Source organism: Streptomyces corchorusii (assembly GCF_001514055.1).
Taxonomy (GTDB): Bacteria; Actinomycetota; Actinomycetes; order Streptomycetales; family Streptomycetaceae; genus Streptomyces; species Streptomyces olivaceoviridis.
In genome coordinates, this window is sequence record NZ_KQ948366.1 from 35,041 (window position 1) to 51,994 (window position 16,954).

General features: G+C 71.3%; 17 protein-coding genes and 2 pseudogenes. 17 read left to right on the top strand and 2 right to left on the bottom strand.

Going from position 1 to position 16,954, the window contains the following annotated elements; all coding sequences use genetic code 11:
- Nucleotides 1-45 precede the first annotated feature (45 nt).
- The 6 genes and pseudogenes from AQJ11_RS33800 to AQJ11_RS33820 all read left to right on the top strand — a co-directional run bounded on the left by AQJ11_RS33800 (nt 46) and on the right by AQJ11_RS33820 (nt 4,910).
- Nucleotides 46-1,152 carry a GSCFA domain-containing protein gene (locus AQJ11_RS33800; protein WP_059265746.1) on the top strand — a complete coding sequence of 369 codons (1,107 nt, stop codon included), beginning with the start codon at nt 46-48 and terminating at the stop codon, nt 1,150-1,152.
- Entirely contained in the window at nt 1,073-1,792 is a 720-nt protein-coding gene (locus AQJ11_RS33805; protein WP_244218474.1) for a hypothetical protein, read from the top strand. The genes AQJ11_RS33800 and AQJ11_RS33805 overlap by 80 nt, the downstream gene beginning before the upstream one ends.
- 55 nt (nt 1,793-1,847) lie before the next feature.
- Nucleotides 1,848-2,726, top strand: a complete 879-nt coding sequence (locus AQJ11_RS33810) for a TauD/TfdA dioxygenase family protein (protein WP_014669759.1) — start codon at nt 1,848-1,850, stop codon at nt 2,724-2,726.
- 38 nt (nt 2,727-2,764) lie between these two features.
- A complete protein-coding gene (locus tag AQJ11_RS33815) occupies nt 2,765-3,541 on the top strand; it encodes a hypothetical protein (RefSeq protein WP_059265748.1) in 777 nt (258 codons plus the stop codon).
- 69 nt (nt 3,542-3,610) lie between these two features.
- Nucleotides 3,611-3,748: pseudogene (locus AQJ11_RS48590) on the top strand (NADP-dependent oxidoreductase); the annotation flags it as partial.
- A gap of 583 nt (nt 3,749-4,331) precedes the next feature.
- Nucleotides 4,332-4,910: a TetR/AcrR family transcriptional regulator gene (locus tag AQJ11_RS33820; RefSeq protein ID WP_059265749.1), complete on the top strand. Its 579-nt coding sequence runs from the start codon at nt 4,332-4,334 to the stop codon at nt 4,908-4,910.
- A gap of 123 nt (nt 4,911-5,033) precedes the next feature.
- Here the strand turns inward: AQJ11_RS33820 and AQJ11_RS33825 are convergent, their stop codons facing one another.
- Nucleotides 5,034-5,411, bottom strand: a complete 378-nt coding sequence (locus AQJ11_RS33825) for a TetR/AcrR family transcriptional regulator C-terminal ligand-binding domain-containing protein (RefSeq protein ID WP_244218475.1) — start codon at nt 5,409-5,411, stop codon at nt 5,034-5,036.
- A 142-nt stretch (nt 5,412-5,553) separates the two neighbouring features.
- Between AQJ11_RS33825 and AQJ11_RS33830 the strand changes: the two genes are divergently transcribed.
- The 3 genes from AQJ11_RS33830 to AQJ11_RS33840 all read left to right on the top strand — a co-directional run bounded on the left by AQJ11_RS33830 (nt 5,554) and on the right by AQJ11_RS33840 (nt 8,908).
- Nucleotides 5,554-6,780, top strand: a complete 1,227-nt coding sequence (locus AQJ11_RS33830) for an alpha/beta hydrolase family protein (protein ID WP_059265750.1) — start codon at nt 5,554-5,556, stop codon at nt 6,778-6,780.
- A gap of 81 nt (nt 6,781-6,861) precedes the next feature.
- Complete coding sequence (locus AQJ11_RS33835) at nt 6,862-7,335, top strand: nuclear transport factor 2 family protein (protein ID WP_059265751.1); 474 nt, start codon at nt 6,862-6,864, stop codon at nt 7,333-7,335.
- Between the two features lie 136 nt (nt 7,336-7,471).
- On the top strand, nt 7,472-8,908 hold the full coding sequence (locus AQJ11_RS33840) for an MFS transporter (RefSeq protein WP_059265752.1): 1,437 nt from the start codon (nt 7,472-7,474) through the stop codon (nt 8,906-8,908).
- 218 nt (nt 8,909-9,126) lie between these two features.
- On the opposite strand, the gene AQJ11_RS49425 is transcribed toward AQJ11_RS33840, so the two are convergent.
- Complete coding sequence (locus tag AQJ11_RS49425; RefSeq protein ID WP_159061728.1) at nt 9,127-9,267, bottom strand: hypothetical protein; 141 nt, start codon at nt 9,265-9,267, stop codon at nt 9,127-9,129.
- A 258-nt stretch (nt 9,268-9,525) separates the two neighbouring features.
- Between AQJ11_RS49425 and AQJ11_RS33845 the strand changes: the two genes are divergently transcribed.
- From AQJ11_RS33845 to AQJ11_RS33875, 8 genes and pseudogenes are all read left to right on the top strand, one after another.
- Nucleotides 9,526-10,581, top strand: coding sequence for an aldo/keto reductase (locus AQJ11_RS33845; RefSeq protein WP_059265753.1), 1,056 nt, complete (start codon nt 9,526-9,528; stop codon nt 10,579-10,581).
- A 123-nt stretch (nt 10,582-10,704) separates the two neighbouring features.
- Complete coding sequence (locus AQJ11_RS33850; RefSeq protein WP_063807718.1) at nt 10,705-11,640, top strand: helix-turn-helix domain-containing protein; 936 nt, start codon at nt 10,705-10,707, stop codon at nt 11,638-11,640.
- Nucleotides 11,610-11,852: pseudogene (locus tag AQJ11_RS51600) on the top strand (IS630 family transposase); the annotation flags it as partial. The gene AQJ11_RS33850 and the pseudogene AQJ11_RS51600, both read left to right, overlap by 31 nt.
- Before the next feature lie 110 nt (nt 11,853-11,962).
- Nucleotides 11,963-12,544, top strand: a complete 582-nt coding sequence (locus AQJ11_RS33855) for a TetR/AcrR family transcriptional regulator (protein WP_063807720.1) — start codon at nt 11,963-11,965, stop codon at nt 12,542-12,544.
- A 90-nt stretch (nt 12,545-12,634) separates the two neighbouring features.
- Nucleotides 12,635-13,735 carry a Gfo/Idh/MocA family protein gene (locus AQJ11_RS33860; RefSeq protein WP_279616964.1) on the top strand — a complete coding sequence of 367 codons (1,101 nt, stop codon included), beginning with the start codon at nt 12,635-12,637 and terminating at the stop codon, nt 13,733-13,735.
- 70 nt (nt 13,736-13,805) lie between these two features.
- The gene (locus AQJ11_RS33865; protein ID WP_059265756.1) at nt 13,806-14,765 is read left to right on the top strand and encodes an NADP-dependent oxidoreductase; all 960 of its coding nucleotides are present in this window, start codon (nt 13,806-13,808) and stop codon (nt 14,763-14,765) included.
- Nucleotides 14,766-14,951: 186 nt separating this feature from the next.
- A complete protein-coding gene (locus tag AQJ11_RS33870) occupies nt 14,952-15,548 on the top strand; it encodes a TetR/AcrR family transcriptional regulator (protein WP_041664834.1) in 597 nt (198 codons plus the stop codon).
- Nucleotides 15,549-15,704: 156 nt separating this feature from the next.
- The gene (locus tag AQJ11_RS33875; protein WP_059265757.1) at nt 15,705-16,895 is read left to right on the top strand and encodes an MFS transporter; all 1,191 of its coding nucleotides are present in this window, start codon (nt 15,705-15,707) and stop codon (nt 16,893-16,895) included.
- The last annotated feature ends 59 nt before the right edge of the window (nt 16,896-16,954 follow it).

Below are 16,954 nucleotides of genomic sequence, written 5' to 3' on the forward strand. Positions count from 1 at the left end.
GTCACCGCCGGTCCACGACCCGGATCACCAGGAGGAACCCCCTTCATGCAACACCCCTACGCCCGCCTCCCCGACCGCTCCTTCTGGCGCACGGCGGTCGCCGAACGGCCGCCGGCGGACATCCAGGACCTCTGGACGCCGAAGTTCCCCATCGGCCAGGACGCCCCGGTCATCACCGCCGGCTCCTGCTTCGCCCGGCACATCGGTCCGGCCCTGCTGCGGGAGGGTATGCACTGGTACGACGCCGAGCTCCCGCCGCCCGGACTCACCGCGGAGGCCCGGCAGGCCCGCGGCTACCGCCGTTTCTCCTTCCGCACCGGCAACATCTACACCGCGGCCGGGCTGCGCCAGTGGTTCGCCTGGGCGCTGGGGACGCGGACGCCACCGGTCGAGGTGTGGCGGGACGCGGACGGCCGCTGCCACGATCCGTACCGCCCCACCGTCGAACCGGACGGCTTCTCCTCGCCCGAGGAGGCGCTGGCCTCCCGCCAGGTCACCCTCGACGCGATCCGCCGGGCCCTGGCCACGGCCGACGTGCTGGTCTTCACGCTCGGCCTGACCGAGGCCTGGCACGACACGGTGGACGGCACCGTGCTGCCGATGTGCCCGGGCACGGTCCGGGGCACCTTCGACCCGGACCGCCACCGCCTGCGCAACCACACGGTCGCCGAGGTGCTTCGCGATCTGACGGCGGCCCTCGCCCTGGCCCGGGAGGCAAGTCCCCGGCTGCGTACCGTCCTCACGGTGTCGCCGGTGCCGCTGACCGCGACCGCCACCGGCGCGCACGCCCTCGTGGCCACGACCCACTCCAAGTCCGTCCTGCGGGCGGCGGCGGGCCAACTGGCCGCGGAGCTGGAGCACGTCGACTACTTCCCCTCCTACGAGATCGTCACCGGTTTCCCGTACCGGGCGGCGTTCTACGAGCCCAACCTGCGCACGGTGAGCCCCGACGGGGTGGCCTTCGTGATGCGGCACTTCCTCGACGGGCTGCACGGCCGGACCGGCCGCCCGGAGCACGCCCCCGACCCCACCCCCACCCCCACCCCGGACGCCGGCGGAGAGGACACCTGGTGTGACGACGCCGTACTCGACTACTACAGCCGCGGCCTCGGCCCCGGCCACTCCTCCGGCCCGGTTCCTGCTCCTCGGTGACTCGCACGCGGCGTGCGTCGGGCGGGCGGCCGAAGCCGCCGGGCTGCCCTTCCAGGGCGGACCGGTGGGCTCCGGGCGGGACTTCCTGGGAGCCTTCTTCGACCCGGACGGTCCCGACGTCGTCTTCCGCGACGCCGAGGCCCAGCGCCTGTACCGCCGGTTCCTCGACGCGCTGGGCGCACCCTCGCTGGACCGGCTGACGGTGCCGCTGGTGTGCACGTTCGGCCTCAGCGCGCACACCATCGCCACCCGGGAGAACTGGGCCGTGCACCGCGACGCGCGGGGCGCGTACGACCCGGGGTTCCTGGGCGGCGACCTGTTCGCCGCGCTGGTGCGGGCCATGGCCGGCGGCGCGCTCGCCTTCTACGAGCACGCCGTCGGGCTCGGGCTGCGCGTCCTGGCCCTGATGCCTCCGCAGCGGGTCCCCGCCATGTCCGACCCGGCGGTCTTCTTCGCGGCCCAGCGCGTCCTGCGCGCCGAACTGGCCGCGCGCGGCGTGGAGATCGTCGACCTGCGGGCCCGGGTCACCGACCGCTCGGGACTCCAGCGCCCCGCGTTCAGCGCGGCCGACGATCCCATCCACGGCAACCTCGCCTTCGGCCGCCTGCTGGTCGCCGACCTGCTCGACCGCGGGCTGTGACCCGGCCCCACCACCCCATATGTCTGTCGCACCCCCATTCCTGAGGAGGAACCACGTGGAGGAGTACGCACTGAAGGCCGTCGAGCGCCTCACGACCCGGCCGCCGGAGCCGTACGAGACCCTCTCGGTCCGGACGATCACCCCGGTGCTCGGCGCGGAGGTGTCCGGCCTGGATCTCTCGCGGGAGCTGACACCGCAGCAGGAGAAGGAGGTCAAGCACGCGTTCCTCGCCCATCACGTGCTCGTCTTCCGGGACCAGGACCTCACCCCCGAGCAGCACAAGCGGTTCGCCGGCCTCTTCGGGGAACTGCACCCCGTGGCGCTGGCGGCCGAGGGTTCCGATCCGTACATCCTGGAGATCAAGGCCACCAAGGAGTCCCGGATGGTCGCCGGTGACGGCTGGCACGCCGACGGCACCGCCGACGCCGCCCCCTCCCTGGGCTCCATGCTGCACCTGACCACGGTCCCCGAGGGCGGCAGCGGCGGGGACACCATGTTCGCCAACATGCACCTGGCCTACGAACTGCTCTCCCCGGCCCTGCGCGGCTTCCTCGACGGTCTGACCGCCGTGCACGACGGCGCCCTTCCCTGGACGGCGGCAGGTCTGACGCCGCCCGCGGAGTACGACGTCCCGCGCACCGAACACCCCGTCGTGGTCCGCCACCCGGAGACCGGCCGCAAGCTGCTGTTCGTCAACGCCCCCTACACCTCGCACATCACCCAGCTGTCCCGCGCCGAGAGCACCGCCCTGCTCGACCTGCTGTACGCGCACGTAGCCCGCACCCCGCTGCTGCAGTGCCGGGTGCGCTGGGAGCCCCGCACCCTGGTGTTCTGGGACAACCGCTGCGTCCAGCACCACGCGGTGTGGGACTACTTCCCGCTCACCCGCCACGGCCGCCGCGTGGCCATCGAGGGCACCCGCCCGCAGGCCTGACTCCCGCCGCAGTGGCGGGGAAGGAGACGAGGACGCAGATGAGCACGGATGCCGTGGGGGCCGGGGCCTTCCTGGCCGCGCTGGCCGGGGCCGCCCCCGCGCCCCCGGCGGACACCCGCGTACCGGACGGGGTGTGGCACCTGCTGACCGCCCTGTACGAGGAGCTGCCGGGTCCCGCCGCGGACGGCTGGGCCCGCGCGGTGCACGGCGCCCTGCGCGCCGGGCCGCCGGCGGGCGGGCTGTGGGCGGTGCACGCCTGGCAGGCCGGTGCCGTCCTGCCGCTGCTGGCCGCGGCGTGGCCGGACGACCGGTCCGGCGCGCTGGCCGACCTGACCGCGCTGCACCGCGCGGCCGCCCGCGCCCCGGTGGCGTACGACAGTTGGCGGGCGGCCCTGCGGCCGGTGCTGCTGCGCGTGTACGAGGCGGCCTACGACCGCCGCTCCGCCTACGCCGAGGCCCACACCAACGCGCGCGACTACGCGCTGGCGCACGGGCACACCCCGGCCGAGGCCGACGCGTACGGGCACCAGTACGCCGGACTCAGCACGGACGCGAACGCGGCGTCCTTCGCCGAGGCCCACGCGCGGGCGGTCGGCGACGCCCTGGCCCATGCCTACGCCGGTGACCGCGCCGAGCCCTACGCGGCGACGTACCCCGCCGCCCAGGTCCGCGCGGTGCTCCGCGCCCTCGAACGCCCCGCGCCGCCACCCTCCCCCGGCGCGACCGGGACCGTGACCGGACCGGGCGGAGCGGCACAGCCCGCGGTCACCCTGGCCGACGGGCTGACCGACGTCCTGCGTCCGCACGGGAGGTGACGCGGCGCCGGGCGCGGGTCCTCGTCATGGCTCGCTCTCCGTCGCCGTGATCCCGGCGGCACGGGTCCGGCGGAGCCGGCCCGGCTGGTCGACGAGGGCGTGCCCACCCTCCGCGTGGCCGAGACGTTCGCTCTGGACGACCCCGCCAAGGCCCACGCCCGGCTCGCGGAGGGCGGACTGCGCGGACGGCCGGTACTGGTGCCCTGACGAGCGTGACGAGGGTGACGTGGGTGCGCAGGCCGAAGGGCCGGTCGGCCCGTCCGCCGGACCGGCGTTCGCGGGAACGGTCCCGTGGCGTCGCGCCGTTGATCGGGCCCGACCACCGTGAACTCGTGCGCCGCCTGGCACAGGCCGCCTCGCGGGCCGCACCGGGGGAGTCCGGCGAGGAAGCGGTCGGCGCCGTCGCGCCCCGAGTCGGCCGACCGGCTGCCTCAGGGACCGGACGCGAGGCCCACGGGCCCTCCGCCCGTTTCTCCAGCGGCCGGCGTCGGCACCTCGCGGTCGCCGTGACGTCGGTCCGCCTGTCGGCCGCGTGCCGCGGAGGGCGGCGAGCCGGGCACCGCGGGCCTCGTCCGAGCGGCCCTCGGGGCCCTGGAACTGCGCGGCCTGGAGCTGCGCGGCCTGGAGCCGGGTGCCGGTGGTGTCCACACACACCACCTGGCAGGGGGGGCACAGATTCCCCGGTCGATCGCCTCCCAGAGCTTCAGCGTGGAGCAGCAGGCACCGAACGGGCCGTCCGGATCGTTCGGGCTTCGGTCAAGCGCAAATATCCTCGCGTTAGGATGGGCGCATGGCCGACCGCTCACCGACCAGCCGCCCGGGCGGCAGGACCGCCCGGGTGCGCGCCGACGTGCACGGCGCCGTGCAGTCATTGCTGCGCGATCAGTCCGTCGCGGAGCTGACCATCGCTCAGATTGCCGAGCGCTCAGGCGTCCACCTGGGCACGCTCTACCGTCGCTGGGGCTCTCTGGACGGGATCCTCCTCGACGTCGTCACAGAGCGGCTGAGTCAGAGTTCGCCCATGCCGGACACGGGAACGCTCGGCGAGGACCTGAGGGAGTACGCGCGCCAGGCCGCCTCGGACCTGGCCGGACCGGAGGGCAAGCTCCTGCTGCGCACCCTGGTCGCCGTGCGTCTGGGGAACGACGAGGCCGGGCTGCCCCCTGCCCTTTCCCGGCGGTTCGACGAACTCGGGGAGCTGCTGGACCGGGCTGCGGCGCGAGGTGAGAATCCGCCGACCGTGCAGGAGGTCTTCGAGGTCGTCATCGCGCCGTTGGTTGCCGGACTGCTCTTCGACACGCAACCGCAGGGACCGAAGGCTGTCGATCACCTCCTCGATCGGCTCGACCGGATCACCGGACAGGGCTGACGCGGGGGCCGGCGGGCAGGCCGGAGTCCGTCGGGCCGAGCACCTCGCCCATCGGCCGGCGGGTGGAGCCCCGGCAGTCCGCTCCTTTGCCGGGCTGCGGAGCTTCTTCCCCTGCGGGGCGCCTCACGGGCAGGCCGCCGCGGGTGCGGCGCTCTCGCGCGGCGCCGCGGTGAGCCGCATGAGGCGCGCGATGAGGAGTTCGGCGGATTCCGGACTGCCGGACTGAGTGCCGAAGATCAGTGCGGCATACATCGGCGCGAGCACGACGTCGAAGAACTCCTGCGCGCTGGGCACCTTCTCGCCCCGTGCGGCGGCGCGGTCGAGTGCGGCTCGCAGATCGCCGAAGCGCCTGAGCAGGGCCGGTGGCAGCTTGGCCGTCCCGCTGCCGTCGGGTGCGAGCCGTGCGGTGAGGAGGACGTGCAGCAGCATCCCGCCCACCGGGCCTGCGAGGTCCTGGGCAGCCTGCCGGGCGTAGCGCTCCACATCCTCGTTGACGAGCATCCAAGGGCTTCCACGATGCGCCGCACCGGCGCCCTGCGCCATGAGCCGCCCCCCCCACTAACGCGAGAGCTTTCACTTTTGGCGCAGACAGTGCTACCTTCATGGACGTAACGCGAGAACTTTCGCTTTAAGGAGCTCTGCGATGCGTCCCGTGCTGTTCGAGGACAACCCCTCCTTCTGGTTCGAGACCCTCCGGTCGTTCGGCCACATCGCCTACGGCGGCGCCGACTTCGGCGAGGTACTGACCACCGCGCAGCGGATCCGCGGCGGCGATTTCGACAGCTGGTACGACGAGTGGCTGGCCACCGCCGACCGGGTGGCCGAGGTGGCCCGCGAGGCGGAGCAGGCCGGACACCGGGTCTCCGCCCACGACGCCTGGCTGCGGGCGTCGAACTACTACCGCTCCGCGGAGTTCTTCCTGCACGGCAACCCCGCCGATCCCCGTATCGAGCACGCCTACCAGGCGAGCGTGACCGCGTTCAGGTCCGCGGCCGCACTCTCGGACCGCCCGGTGACCCCGGTGGAGATCCCGTTCGAGAACACCACCCTGCCCGGCTACTTCTACGAGGCCCCCGACGACGCCCGGGGCGGCCCCCACCCTCTGGTGATCATGCACAACGGCTTCGACGGCACGGCCGAGGAATGCCACTTCTTCGGCATCCCCGGCCTGGTCGAGCGCGGCTACCACGTGCTCGCCTTCGACGGCCCCGGCCAGCCCGGACCGATGCACCGCGAGAAGCTGCCCTTCCGCCCCGACTGGGAGACCGTGGTCGGCGCGGCCATCGACTTCGCCCTGACCCGCGAGGACGTCGACCCCGAGCGCATCGCCCTGATCGGACTGAGCATGGGCGGCCAGCTCGCCCCCCGGGCCGCCGCCTTCGAGCACCGCATCAAGGCCGTGGTCGCCGTCGACGGGGTCTACGACATCGCGGAGAACTTCATCCGCGACATCCCCGGCACCACCCGCGAGCAGAAGGCCGCACTGCTGCGGGCCGAGCACGCCCCGGAGGTAGACGCCCAGCTCGAACAGGCCATCACCGACTCCTCCGTGATGCGCTGGGCACTGTCCCACGGCTCGTGGGTCTTCGGCGTCGACACCCCGCGCCAGGTCCTGGCCGCGATGCTCGACTACCACCTGGGCGACGGCATCGCCGAGCAGATCAAGGCACCCGCACTGATCTGCGACGCAGCCGGCGACCTGTTCTTCACCGGCCAGCCCGAGCGGCTTCACGAGCACATCGCCGACAGCACCCTGCTCACCTTCGACGACAAGCTGGGCGCCAACGCCCACAGCCACGTCGGCGCCCAGCGCCTGGCATCCGCCCGCATCGCCGACTGGCTCGACGACACCCTCCGCCCCGCCGCCTGAGCCGGCGGCAGTACGCGCCGGCTCCCCGCCCACGACCGCACCGCCACGCAGACACCCCCACCCAGGAAAGCAGGAAGAGTCATGACCGACGCCATCGCCGCCGCGCGCAACGACGACACCATCCGGGCCGCCGCACAGCAGGCCTTCACCAACCACCTGGAGTACCTGTCCTCCGGGCGGATCAGCGAGTGGGTCGACCTGTTCACCGAGGACGGCATCCTGGAGTTCCCGTACGGCCCGAAGGGCTTCCCCACCAAGGTGGTGGGCAAGGAGGCGCTGCACGAGTACATGAAGAACTTCCCCGAACACTTCAAGGTGGAGTTCGTCGATCTGCACATCCACGGGACCACCGATCCCTCGCTGGTCATCGCCCAGTTCAAGAGCGTGGGCACCGCCGTGAGCACGGGCCGCCCCTACAACCAGACCTACATCTCGGTGGTCGAGACCGAGGACGGCAAGATCAGCCGTTACGTGGACTTCTGGAACCCGCTGGTGGGCATGGAGGCCCTCGGCGGCGGCCCCGACACGGCCGTCTCGGCCTTCAGCAACGACTGATCCCGCACCTCACCGAGCAGCGGACGGACCGTCGCCCATGTGCACGACGACCCGTCCGCTCCGGACAGGACACACGCGTCCTGCGCCCGGCCCCTCTCACCCAAGCGGTCAACCGCCTTACCGGAAGGTTCATGTCATGCCGTCTCCCACCCGGCGTCGCGGGACCGGGCTGCTCCTGGCCCTGTTGGCCTTCGCCCAGTTCATCAGCGCGATCGACTACAACATCGTCTACGTGGCCCTGCCGGAGATCGGGCGCGAGGTCGGCTTCGACGCGCACAGCCTGCAATGGGTCATCAGCGGCTACGCCGTCGCCTTCGGCGGCTTCCTGCTGCTGGGCGGCCGTGCCGCCGACCTCCTCGGCCAGCGCCGCACCTTCACCACGGCCCTGGTCCTGTACGGCCTGGCCTCCGCGGTCGGCGGGCTGGTGACCTCACCCGGGCTGCTGGTCGCCGCCCGCGCGGTGCAGGGACTGGGCGGCGCCCTGCTGCTCCCGGCCACGCTCTCGCTGATCGCCACCACCTTCACCGAGGGCGCCGCACGAAACCGGGCGCTGGCGGTGTGGGGCGGCGCCGGAGCCGTCGGCATGGCGCTCGGCTCCCTGCTGGGCGGCGTCCTGACCAACTACCTCGGCTGGGAATCCGTCTTCTTCGTCAACGTCCCCCTCGCGCTGGGTGCCGCCGCCGCGGCTCTTGCGATCATCCCGAAGGACGCGCCGCGTGAGCGGGGCCGCACCTTCGACCTGACTGGCGCACTGACCGCCACTATCGGTTTCTCCGCCCTCGTCTTCGGTGTCGTCCAGGGACCCGAGGCCGGCTGGACCTCCGCCGAAACAGTCACCGCGCTGCTGGGCGGCGCACTGTTCATCGGCCTGTTCCTGCTCGTCGAATCGCGTACCGCCCACCCGCTGATGCCGCTGCGACTGTTCGGCAACCGCAGCCTGGTCGCCGCGATGGGCATCACCTTCGTCTTCATGGGCACCTTCGGCGCCCAGTACTACTTCTTCACCGTCTACTTGCAGAACGTCCGCGGCTACAGCGCCCTGGCCACCGGCCTGGCCTTCATCCCCTCCGCGCTCGTCGGCCTGGTCGCCACCAAGCTCAGCGAGAAGCTGCTCGGCAGGACCGGCCCCCGCACCACCATCGTCACCGGCCTGCTCACCGGCGTCGCCGGCATGGTCGCCCTCGCCGCAGGAATGTCCCCCGACGGCGGCTACGCGGCCCTACTGCCCGGCATCGCCCTGCTCAGCCTCGGCCAGGGCCTGGCCTGGACGGCCATGTTCGCCGCCGCCGGCACCGGAGTCGAACCCCACCACCAGGGCATCGCCTCCGCCATGGCCTCCACCACCCAGCAGATCGGCTCCGCCGTCGGCCTGGCGGTCCTGGTCGCCGTCGCCAACTCCGGCACCCACGCCACCACCGGAGCGGCCCTCGTCCCCGGCCTGCGCACCGCCGGATTCACCGCCGCCGCCCTCACCATGCTCGGCATCGGCATCGCCGCCACCCTGCGCGGCGCCAAGGCCACCGCACCGCAAGACGCCGCACCGCAGAAGACGGAGGTCCGAGTCCCCGCCTGAGCCGTCGAGGACCGCACCACATCCACGGAACTCTCCTGACGGCTCATCAAATACAGCAGCCGAGGCCCCTTCGCCCTTGCGACGAAGGGGCCTCCGTAAACGTCGAACACCAGGGAACAGCAGGGCGTGACCGTGCATACCGCGGAGGTTGGCCGCACTGGATGCGCGGCGATCGCAGGCACCACCAGCGCCGTGACGACAGGACCGGCCGCAAGCTGCTACAGGAGGCCGTGAGCGCCGCCTGTCTCCCTCAGGTCGGTCAGCTGATCGCCCATGCCGCTCAGGAACGCGTGACGCTCGTTGAGGGGGGAGCGCCAGACAGGCCGGCTCGCCTTCCACAGCTCGATGACCAGGTACATGACGGCAGCTCCTTATCCGGTAAGGGGAAGAGATATGGGGTCTACGCCAGGCAGGCCCTGCGGACGACTGCCAGGCTGGCCCCGCGGTTCGCCCGGGCCTGCCAGGACCACCGAACCACTGAACCGCCGATTCAGCCTGGCCCTGCCAGTCCCTGGGACAGCCAGGGCTGTGGGCCCACCCGTCCCCAGCGCCCAGAGTGAGGGCATCCGATCACCCGGCATCGCGCAGACGCGGATGCCTGACTGGGGAGTTACGACATGGACTACCGTCTTCTGGGCCGTTCCGGCCTCGCGGTGTCGGCCTTCGCACTGGGCACGATGACCTTCGGCGACAGCACATCCCAGGAGGAGGCATTCGCGCAGCTCGACGCCTTCGCCGCAGCCGGCGGCACCCTGATCGACACCGCCGACGTCTACATGAACGGCGCCGCGGAGACGATCGTGGGCCGATGGCTGGCCGAGCGCCCCGCTCATGTGACCGAGCCGATGATCATCGCCACCAAGGGGCGCTTCCCCACCAGCGGCGACCCCAACGGCCAGGGCAACTCCCGCCGCCACCTCCAGCGTGCCCTGGACTCCTCCCTGGCCCGCCTGGGCGTGGAGGCCGTCGACCTCTACCAGTTGCACGGCTGGGACCCGCTCACCCCCGTCCAGGAGACCCTGGCCTTCCTCGACGACGCCGTGCGCGCCGGGAAGATCCGCTACTCGGGTCTGTCCAACTTCACCGGCTGGCAGCTGCAGAAGACCTCGGACCTGGCCGAGACACGCGACCTGGCCCGCCCGGTCGCCTTCCAGCTCCAGTACAACCTGCTGGTGCGCGAGGTGGAGTGGGAGCTGGTCCCCGCGGCCGAGTCGGCCGGGCTCGGCCTGCTCGTCTTCTCTCCGCTCGCCGGCGGCGTCCTCACCGGCAAGTACCGCCCCGACGCGCCGGCGCCCGCCGGTACCCGCCTGGCCCACCCCATGTTCGGCCCGATTTTCGGCGCGAAGACCCGGCAGCAGCGCACCTGGGAGGTGGCGAGCACGTTGGAGCGCGTCGCCCAGGAGCGGGGGGTCACTCCGGCGCAGGCGGCACTGGCCTGGGTCGCCGCACGCAAGGGGGTGTCCTCGGTGCTGCTCGGCGCCCGCACGCTTGAGCAGTTGCAGGGGAACCTCGCGGCCGGCGGCCTGGTCCTGTCGCCTGAGGAAACCGCGCGGCTGGACAAGGCGGGGGAGCCGTTCATCGACTACCCCTACGGCCCGATGGCGGCTGCCCTGCGCACCCGGGAGGTGTCGGGCACCGCGCAGTTCGCGGCGCCGCCCGCCCCCGCGGCCTGACAGGACGACGGCCACAGTGCTCCCGCACCCACCCGCGGGAGCCTGTCCCCGACACCAACGGGGATGCGAGACGGGTCCTGGCAGGGCCAGGAAAGCCAGAGACCGGGCACTCATACTCGGACCATGAGCACTGGTCGCAGCGACTTCAACGGCGGCATCGGCGAGTTCCTGAAGACACGGCGGGCGCGCATCCAGCCCACCGACGTAGGACTGCCCGTCCTGGGACGGCGCCGCGTGCCCGGGCTGCGCCGCGAGGAACTGGCCCAGCTCGCCGGCGTGAGCGTCGACTACTACACACGCCTGGAACGGGGGCGGGCCCGCAACGCCTCCGACGCCATCCTGGACGCGATCGCCGACGTCCTCCGCCTCGACGCAACCGAGCGGGAGCACCTGCGCCACCTGGCCCGTCCGTCGGGTCCGGCCGCGGGGCGCCGCGGTGCCGGTGGAGTGGGCGAGCGGGTGCGGCCGGGCCTGCTGCGGCTGCTGGCGATGATGGAGGCCGTACCCGCCTGCGTGCTGGGGCGCCGCACCGACGTCCTGGCGTACAACGCCATGGCCGACGCCCTGTACGGGTTCAGCGACATGCCGGCGGAGCACCGCAACGCCGCCCGGCACACGTTCCTGCACCCTGGGGTTGAGGATTTCTACGCCGACTGGCACGCAGTCGCCGAGGAGGCCGTGGCCTTCCTGCACCTGGACGTCGGCCGGCATCCGAACGACAGACGGCTGGCCGCTCTGATCGGCGAACTGTCCATGCACAGCGACACCTTCCGCACCTTGTGGGCCGCCCACCCGGTGCAGGACAAGACACATGGCACCAAGCACATCTGCCACCCCGTGGTGGGCGAGCTGGAACTCGGCTACGAGAAACTGCTGCTGCCCGGAGACCTCGACCAGTGCCTGGTCGTCTACACCGCGCCCGCCGGCTCACCCAGCGAGGACCGCCTGCGCCTCCTCGCCAGCTGGCAGGCAAGCGACCCGCCGGCTCCACAGACCTCGGCGCCCCGCCCTCGCACCAACCGACGGCCCCGACCTACGCGTCCCGGGCCAACCCGATAGAGGCCCACTTCGGGCCGCTGCGGCAGTTCACCGCCGCCGACTCGCACCACCGCACCCACACCGTCCAGCCCCGGGCCCCGCACGCCTACCCGCGGTGGCGCGACGAGAATGCCCGGCACCCCGACGTCCTCGCCGCCCGGCGGAAGGAGCGTGGGCGCATCCGCAGCGAGAAGGGCCCGCGCTGGGGCGGACGACCAACGAAAGTCGCGTGACCTCGATCAGGGCACCGGCAGCACTGGCGCCATGACCGAGGAGCCCGTGGCGACGTTCAGTACCCCTCATAATTTGTCGATCGTTCCAGTAATGGGGGTAGGGTGTGCGCATGGCACGTACGAGAGAGTTCGACATCGACGCCGCGGTCCTCGCCGCTATGGAAGCCTTCCGGCGTACGGGCTACGAGGGCACGTCGATGCGTGACCTGGCCGAGGCGACAGGGCTGGGCAGCGGTTCGATCTATGCGGCCTTCGGCAGCAAGGAGGGCCTGTATCTCGCCGCGCTCGACCTCTACCGGCAACGCTACGCGGTGCCGTTGATCGACCTGCTGCGCTCCGGCAATGACGCCAGGCAGGTCATCCGCGAGGTGTTCGTGGGCTCCGTCGACGAGATCGTCAAGGACGGCAGCCGTCGGGCTTGCCTGATCGTGGCCGCCGCGATGGAACGCGCGGGACAGGACGGTCGGGTGGCGGCACGACTGCGTTCCACGACTCAGACGCTGGAGCTCGCCCTGTTCGACGTGATCGCCGAAGGGCAGGTTCGCGGTCAGATCCCGGCGGATCGTAGCGCCGCTGATCTGGCCGGATTCCTGGTCGCCGCCCTCCAGGGGCTGCGGGTGATGGGAGCCATCAACCCGGATCGTGCCGCCCTGATGAGGTCGGCGGAGGTCGCGCTGACCTGCCTCGACTGAGGGCGAGGGGGTCACGTGGACCCGCGTCGATCCTTCGGCGTGCCCAAATTATGGAACGTTCGACACAGATAAATGTCCGGAGGGACAACGATGGAACGAATAGGCGTGGGCATCGTCGGTGGGAGCACCACAGGGTGGGCATCCCTGGGACACATACCCGTGCTCGCTGCGCTGCCCGACGTGGAACTGCGCGCCGTCAGCACGTCGCGGAGCAGTTCGGCACAAGCGGCGGCAGCCGAGTACGGTGTGCCCGCCTACGACAACCACCGGGACCTCATCGCTCATCCCGGCGTCGATCTGGTCGTCGTCTCGGTGAAGGTCACCGAGCACCTGGAGATCATTTCGGACGCCGTCACGGCCGGAAAGGCGGTGTACAGCGAGTGGCCTCTCGCGAACGGACTGGCCGAGGCCGAGAAGCTCACCGAGCTGGCCCGGACGGCAGGGGTGCGCACCGTGGCCGGCCTACAGGGCCGCTACGCACCTGAGGTTCGCCATGCCAGGGACCTGATTCGAGACGGGTACATCGGCGAGGTTCTCGGGACCACGATGGTCGGTTCCGGCATGGTCTGGGGTCCGCAGGCCACCGCAAGCCAGGCCTACTGGTACGACAAGGCCAACGGCGCCACCCCGCTCACCTCACCCACGATGCACGCACTCGACCCGCTTCACTTCGTCCTGGGGGAGTTCGACACCGTCGCCGCACAGCTCACCATCGGGCGCAAACAGGCGACCATCGCCGAGAGCGGGAGCACCATCGACGTCAGCGTGGCCGATCAGGTCGCGGTGATCGGCACATTGCGCGGCGGCGCCGCGGCATCGGTCTTCTATCGCGGAGGAGCGTCACGCGGTGACAACTTCCGTTGGGAGATCAATGGTTCCGAAGGCGACCTCGTTATGACCTCGGCCTGGGGCAACATGCAAGTCGCCGAGCTCACGCTCGCCGGCGGCCGCGGCGCGGACGGCGCAGTACGGCCGATCGAGACACCCGCGTCCTACGTCAACGACGTACCGGCCGAGTTGAGGGGCACGGTCGGCGCCAATGTCGCCCGGCTGTACACGCATCTCGCCCGCGATCTGTCCGACGGCACCCGCACCGTGCCCGATTTCGAGCACGCTCTCAAGCGGCACCGGCTCATCGATTCCATCGAACGCGCGGCCGACACCGGCGTTCGCCAGGCCATCCAGCACTGACTGACCGTCGGACGCCCGGTGCGACCTCGACGCGCCAGGCGTTCCGGCACAGACCACGAGGCAGGCTCATATGAAAGCGGTAGGTCTTCTGCGCTACGGCGGACCCGAGGTGCTCCAGGTCATCGAGCGGCCGACGCCGCACGCGGCCCATGGAGAAGTACGGCTTCGCGTTCGTGCCGCAGCGGTCAACCCGGTGGACACGCTGATAAGAACCGGCGCGTCGTCGGTGCGGCTCAACGGCGACGTCCCGGTTGTCCCCGGCTTGGACATCGCAGGCACGGTCGACGAGATCGGCCCGGGTACCACATCCGGTCTGTCCATCGGCGATCGGGTGATGGCCATGGTCAACCCGACCCGAGCCGCTGGAGGCGGCTACGCCCAATGGGTCGTACTGCCCGAGTCCTGGGTGGTACCCGCGCCCAGGGACGCCGATCACGCCGAGGCGGCAACGCTCCCCATGAACGGCCTCACCGCACTCCACGCCCTCGACCAGCTGAATCTGGCGGCCGGCAGTACCGTTGCCGTGACCGGTGCTGCCGGAGCGGTCGGTGGCTACGCCGTCCAGCTCGCGAAGGCGGCCGGCCACCATGTGGTGGCCGACGCGGCAGCGCACGACGTGGAGTTGGTCACCGGGCTGGGCGCCGACGCCGTTGTCGCTCGTGGGCCGGGCGTTGCCGAACGATTCCGCGCCATCGCGCCCGCGGGCGTCGACGCGGTCGTCGACGCTGCGTTGACGGGCCCGCCGTTGCTCGGCGCGATCCGTCACGGCGGCTCGCTCGCCGTCGTGCGCAGCATGCCGGACCAGCAGGCGCTGCAGGAGGCGGCCCGCCGAGTCGGCGTGAGCCTCGTGTCGGCGTACGTCCATGCCTACGACGGGCGTCGCGACAAACTGGACCTGTTGCGCCGGCTCGCGGATGACGGGGCGTTGAGCCTGAGGGTGGCGGACCGGTTCCCGCCTGAGGAAGCACCGCGTGCTCACCGGCTGCTTGAAGCCGGGGGCGTCCGGGGACGCCTGGTCATCGAGTTCTGATCCCTTGCTCGGCTCCACTCGATGGGGCCGCCCGCAGGGGCGTCGCGTTCAGGAGGAGGAGGAGCTTCGGTAAGGGGCCAAGCCGTCCCGCCTGCCCGCTCCGCACTGTGGGCCTCAGGCCGTGGTGAGCGGGAGGCTTGCAAGCATGTATTGCAACGACCGATCCAAAATGGCTAAGCTGGCAGCATGCCCCGACCGCGGATGTTCGACGAGGAACGGGCCCTGGACGCGGCGATGCACACGTTCTGGGAGAAGGGCTACGAGGCCACTTCCACCCAGGACCTGTGCGAAGCCACCGGGCTGGGGCGCAGCAGCATCTACAACACGTTCAAGAGCAAGCACGACCTGTTCGAGCGTGCGCTGGCCCACTACATCGACACCATGACCACCGCCCAGCTGGCCGTCCTGGAGGACACGCGGCGCCGTGCCGCCGACCGCATCCGCGCACTGTTCGCCATGGTCGTCGACGGCGAGACCGAGCACCGGGCCGGCGGCCGCAGTCTGGGCTGCCTGACCGTGAACACCACGGTCGAACTAGCCGCTCGCGACAGCCGGGCGGCGGAACTGCTGGAGCGCGACACGGCCCGCAGGCTCGCGGTGCTGCGCGCGGTGATCGAGGAGGGTCGCCGGGACGGCAGCATCACCTCCCAGCGGGACGCCGGAGCACTTGCCCGCTTCATCAACGCAGCGATCGGCGGCATGCGTATCTCCAGCCAGGGCGGCGCCGACCGGGCCGCACTGGAGTCGATCGCCGAAGTCACCCTCGACGCACTGACTCACTGACGCACTGACTCACTGACTCACTGACCCGCTGATCCGCGCGCCACCCTGGCGATGCCTGCACATGCCCACGTTTTGAACTGACCGATCCATAACCCTTTCTTGCCACGTCACCCGGCCCCCACGCCGGTCGGCGCCGACCTCCAAGGAGACAAGACCGTGCCCCGTGCCGTATACGTCCTGGCACTCGGCATCTTTGCCATGGTGACCAGCGAGTTCGTGGTCGCCGGACTGATGCCGCAGATGGCCGACGGCCTGGACGCCACCATCCCGCAGATCGGATACCTCATCACCGCGTTCGCGGTGGCCATGGCGGCCGGCGGGCCGTTCCTCACCGTGGCTCTCATGAAACTCCCGCCACGGACGGCACTGATGGCGCTGTTCGTCATCTTCCTGGCGGGCAACGTCCTGGCTGCCACCGCGACCGGCTACTCCACGATGATGGCTGCGCGGATCATCACCGGCATCGCCTCCCAGGCCTTCTTCGGCGTGGGCATCTCGATGTGCGCCCAGATCACCCGCCCCGAGATCCGCGGACGCGCGATCGCGGTCGCGATGAACGGCCTCATGCTCGGCACCCTGCTCGGACTGCCCGTCTCCACCCTGGTCGGCGAGCGCTTCGGCTGGCGTGCGGCGTTCTGGACCATCACCGCCATCACCGTGATCGCCGCCGTGGCCACCTGGTTCGGCGTTCCCCGCATCGAGCGCGCCGAGGGCGGCGGCGGCTTCCGGCAAGAGGTCGGCGTCTTCAAGAAGCCCAAGCTGTGGCTGGTGCTGTCCACCAGCACGCTCATCATCGGCGCCACCTTCTCCGCCTTCAGCTACTTCAACCCGATCCTCACCGACCTCACCGGCTTCTCCACCGGTACCGTCCCCGTCCTGCTGATCGCCTACGGCGCCTCCACCGTCGTCGGCAACAACATCGTCGGCCGCTTCGCCGACCGCCACACCATCCCCGTCCTCGCCGTCGGCCTCGTCCTCAACACCCTGTTCCTGACCGGCTTCGCCCTGCTCGCCGACCTGCCCGCACCGGCCGTCGTCTGCATGATGGGCATCGGCCTGGTCGGCGTCACCATGAACCCGGCCATGGCGACCCGCGTCCAGCGCACCGGAAACGCCGGCCCGCTGGTCAACACCGTCCACTCCTCCTTCATCACCCTCGGCATCATCCTCGGCTCCTCCATCGGCGCCGTCGTGCTCGACGCCTGGGGTCTGCGCGCCCCGCTCTGGCTCGGCGCGATCATGGCACTGCTGGGCCTGGCCACCGTCCTGCCCGACCTCGCCCGTCGCTCCACCCCCGCAACGGGCCTTGCCTCCCCGCGCCCTGCTGAACAGATCGAACGGGTGTGAGCCATTGCGTCACTCGGCAAGGCGGCGGCCAGTGGATCACGCCGCAACCGCCACAGCAC

Coding starts and splice junctions, on each gene's coding strand:
- AQJ11_RS33800 (WP_059265746.1), top strand. CDS start 46: ATGCAACACCCCTACGCCCGCCTCCCCGACCGCTCCTTCTGGCGCACG.
- AQJ11_RS33815 (WP_059265748.1), top strand. CDS start 2,765: ATGAGCACGGATGCCGTGGGGGCCGGGGCCTTCCTGGCCGCGCTGGCC.
- AQJ11_RS33820 (WP_059265749.1), top strand. CDS start 4,332: ATGGCCGACCGCTCACCGACCAGCCGCCCGGGCGGCAGGACCGCCCGG.
- AQJ11_RS33825 (WP_244218475.1), bottom strand. CDS start 5,411: ATGCTCGTCAACGAGGATGTGGAGCGCTACGCCCGGCAGGCTGCCCAG.
- AQJ11_RS33830 (WP_059265750.1), top strand. CDS start 5,554: ATGCGTCCCGTGCTGTTCGAGGACAACCCCTCCTTCTGGTTCGAGACC.
- AQJ11_RS33835 (WP_059265751.1), top strand. CDS start 6,862: ATGACCGACGCCATCGCCGCCGCGCGCAACGACGACACCATCCGGGCC.
- AQJ11_RS33840 (WP_059265752.1), top strand. CDS start 7,472: ATGCCGTCTCCCACCCGGCGTCGCGGGACCGGGCTGCTCCTGGCCCTG.
- AQJ11_RS49425 (WP_159061728.1), bottom strand. CDS start 9,267: ATGTACCTGGTCATCGAGCTGTGGAAGGCGAGCCGGCCTGTCTGGCGC.
- AQJ11_RS33845 (WP_059265753.1), top strand. CDS start 9,526: ATGGACTACCGTCTTCTGGGCCGTTCCGGCCTCGCGGTGTCGGCCTTC.
- AQJ11_RS33850 (WP_063807718.1), top strand. CDS start 10,705: ATGAGCACTGGTCGCAGCGACTTCAACGGCGGCATCGGCGAGTTCCTG.
- AQJ11_RS33855 (WP_063807720.1), top strand. CDS start 11,963: ATGGCACGTACGAGAGAGTTCGACATCGACGCCGCGGTCCTCGCCGCT.
- AQJ11_RS33860 (WP_279616964.1), top strand. CDS start 12,635: ATGGAACGAATAGGCGTGGGCATCGTCGGTGGGAGCACCACAGGGTGG.
- AQJ11_RS33865 (WP_059265756.1), top strand. CDS start 13,806: ATGAAAGCGGTAGGTCTTCTGCGCTACGGCGGACCCGAGGTGCTCCAG.
- AQJ11_RS33870 (WP_041664834.1), top strand. CDS start 14,952: ATGCCCCGACCGCGGATGTTCGACGAGGAACGGGCCCTGGACGCGGCG.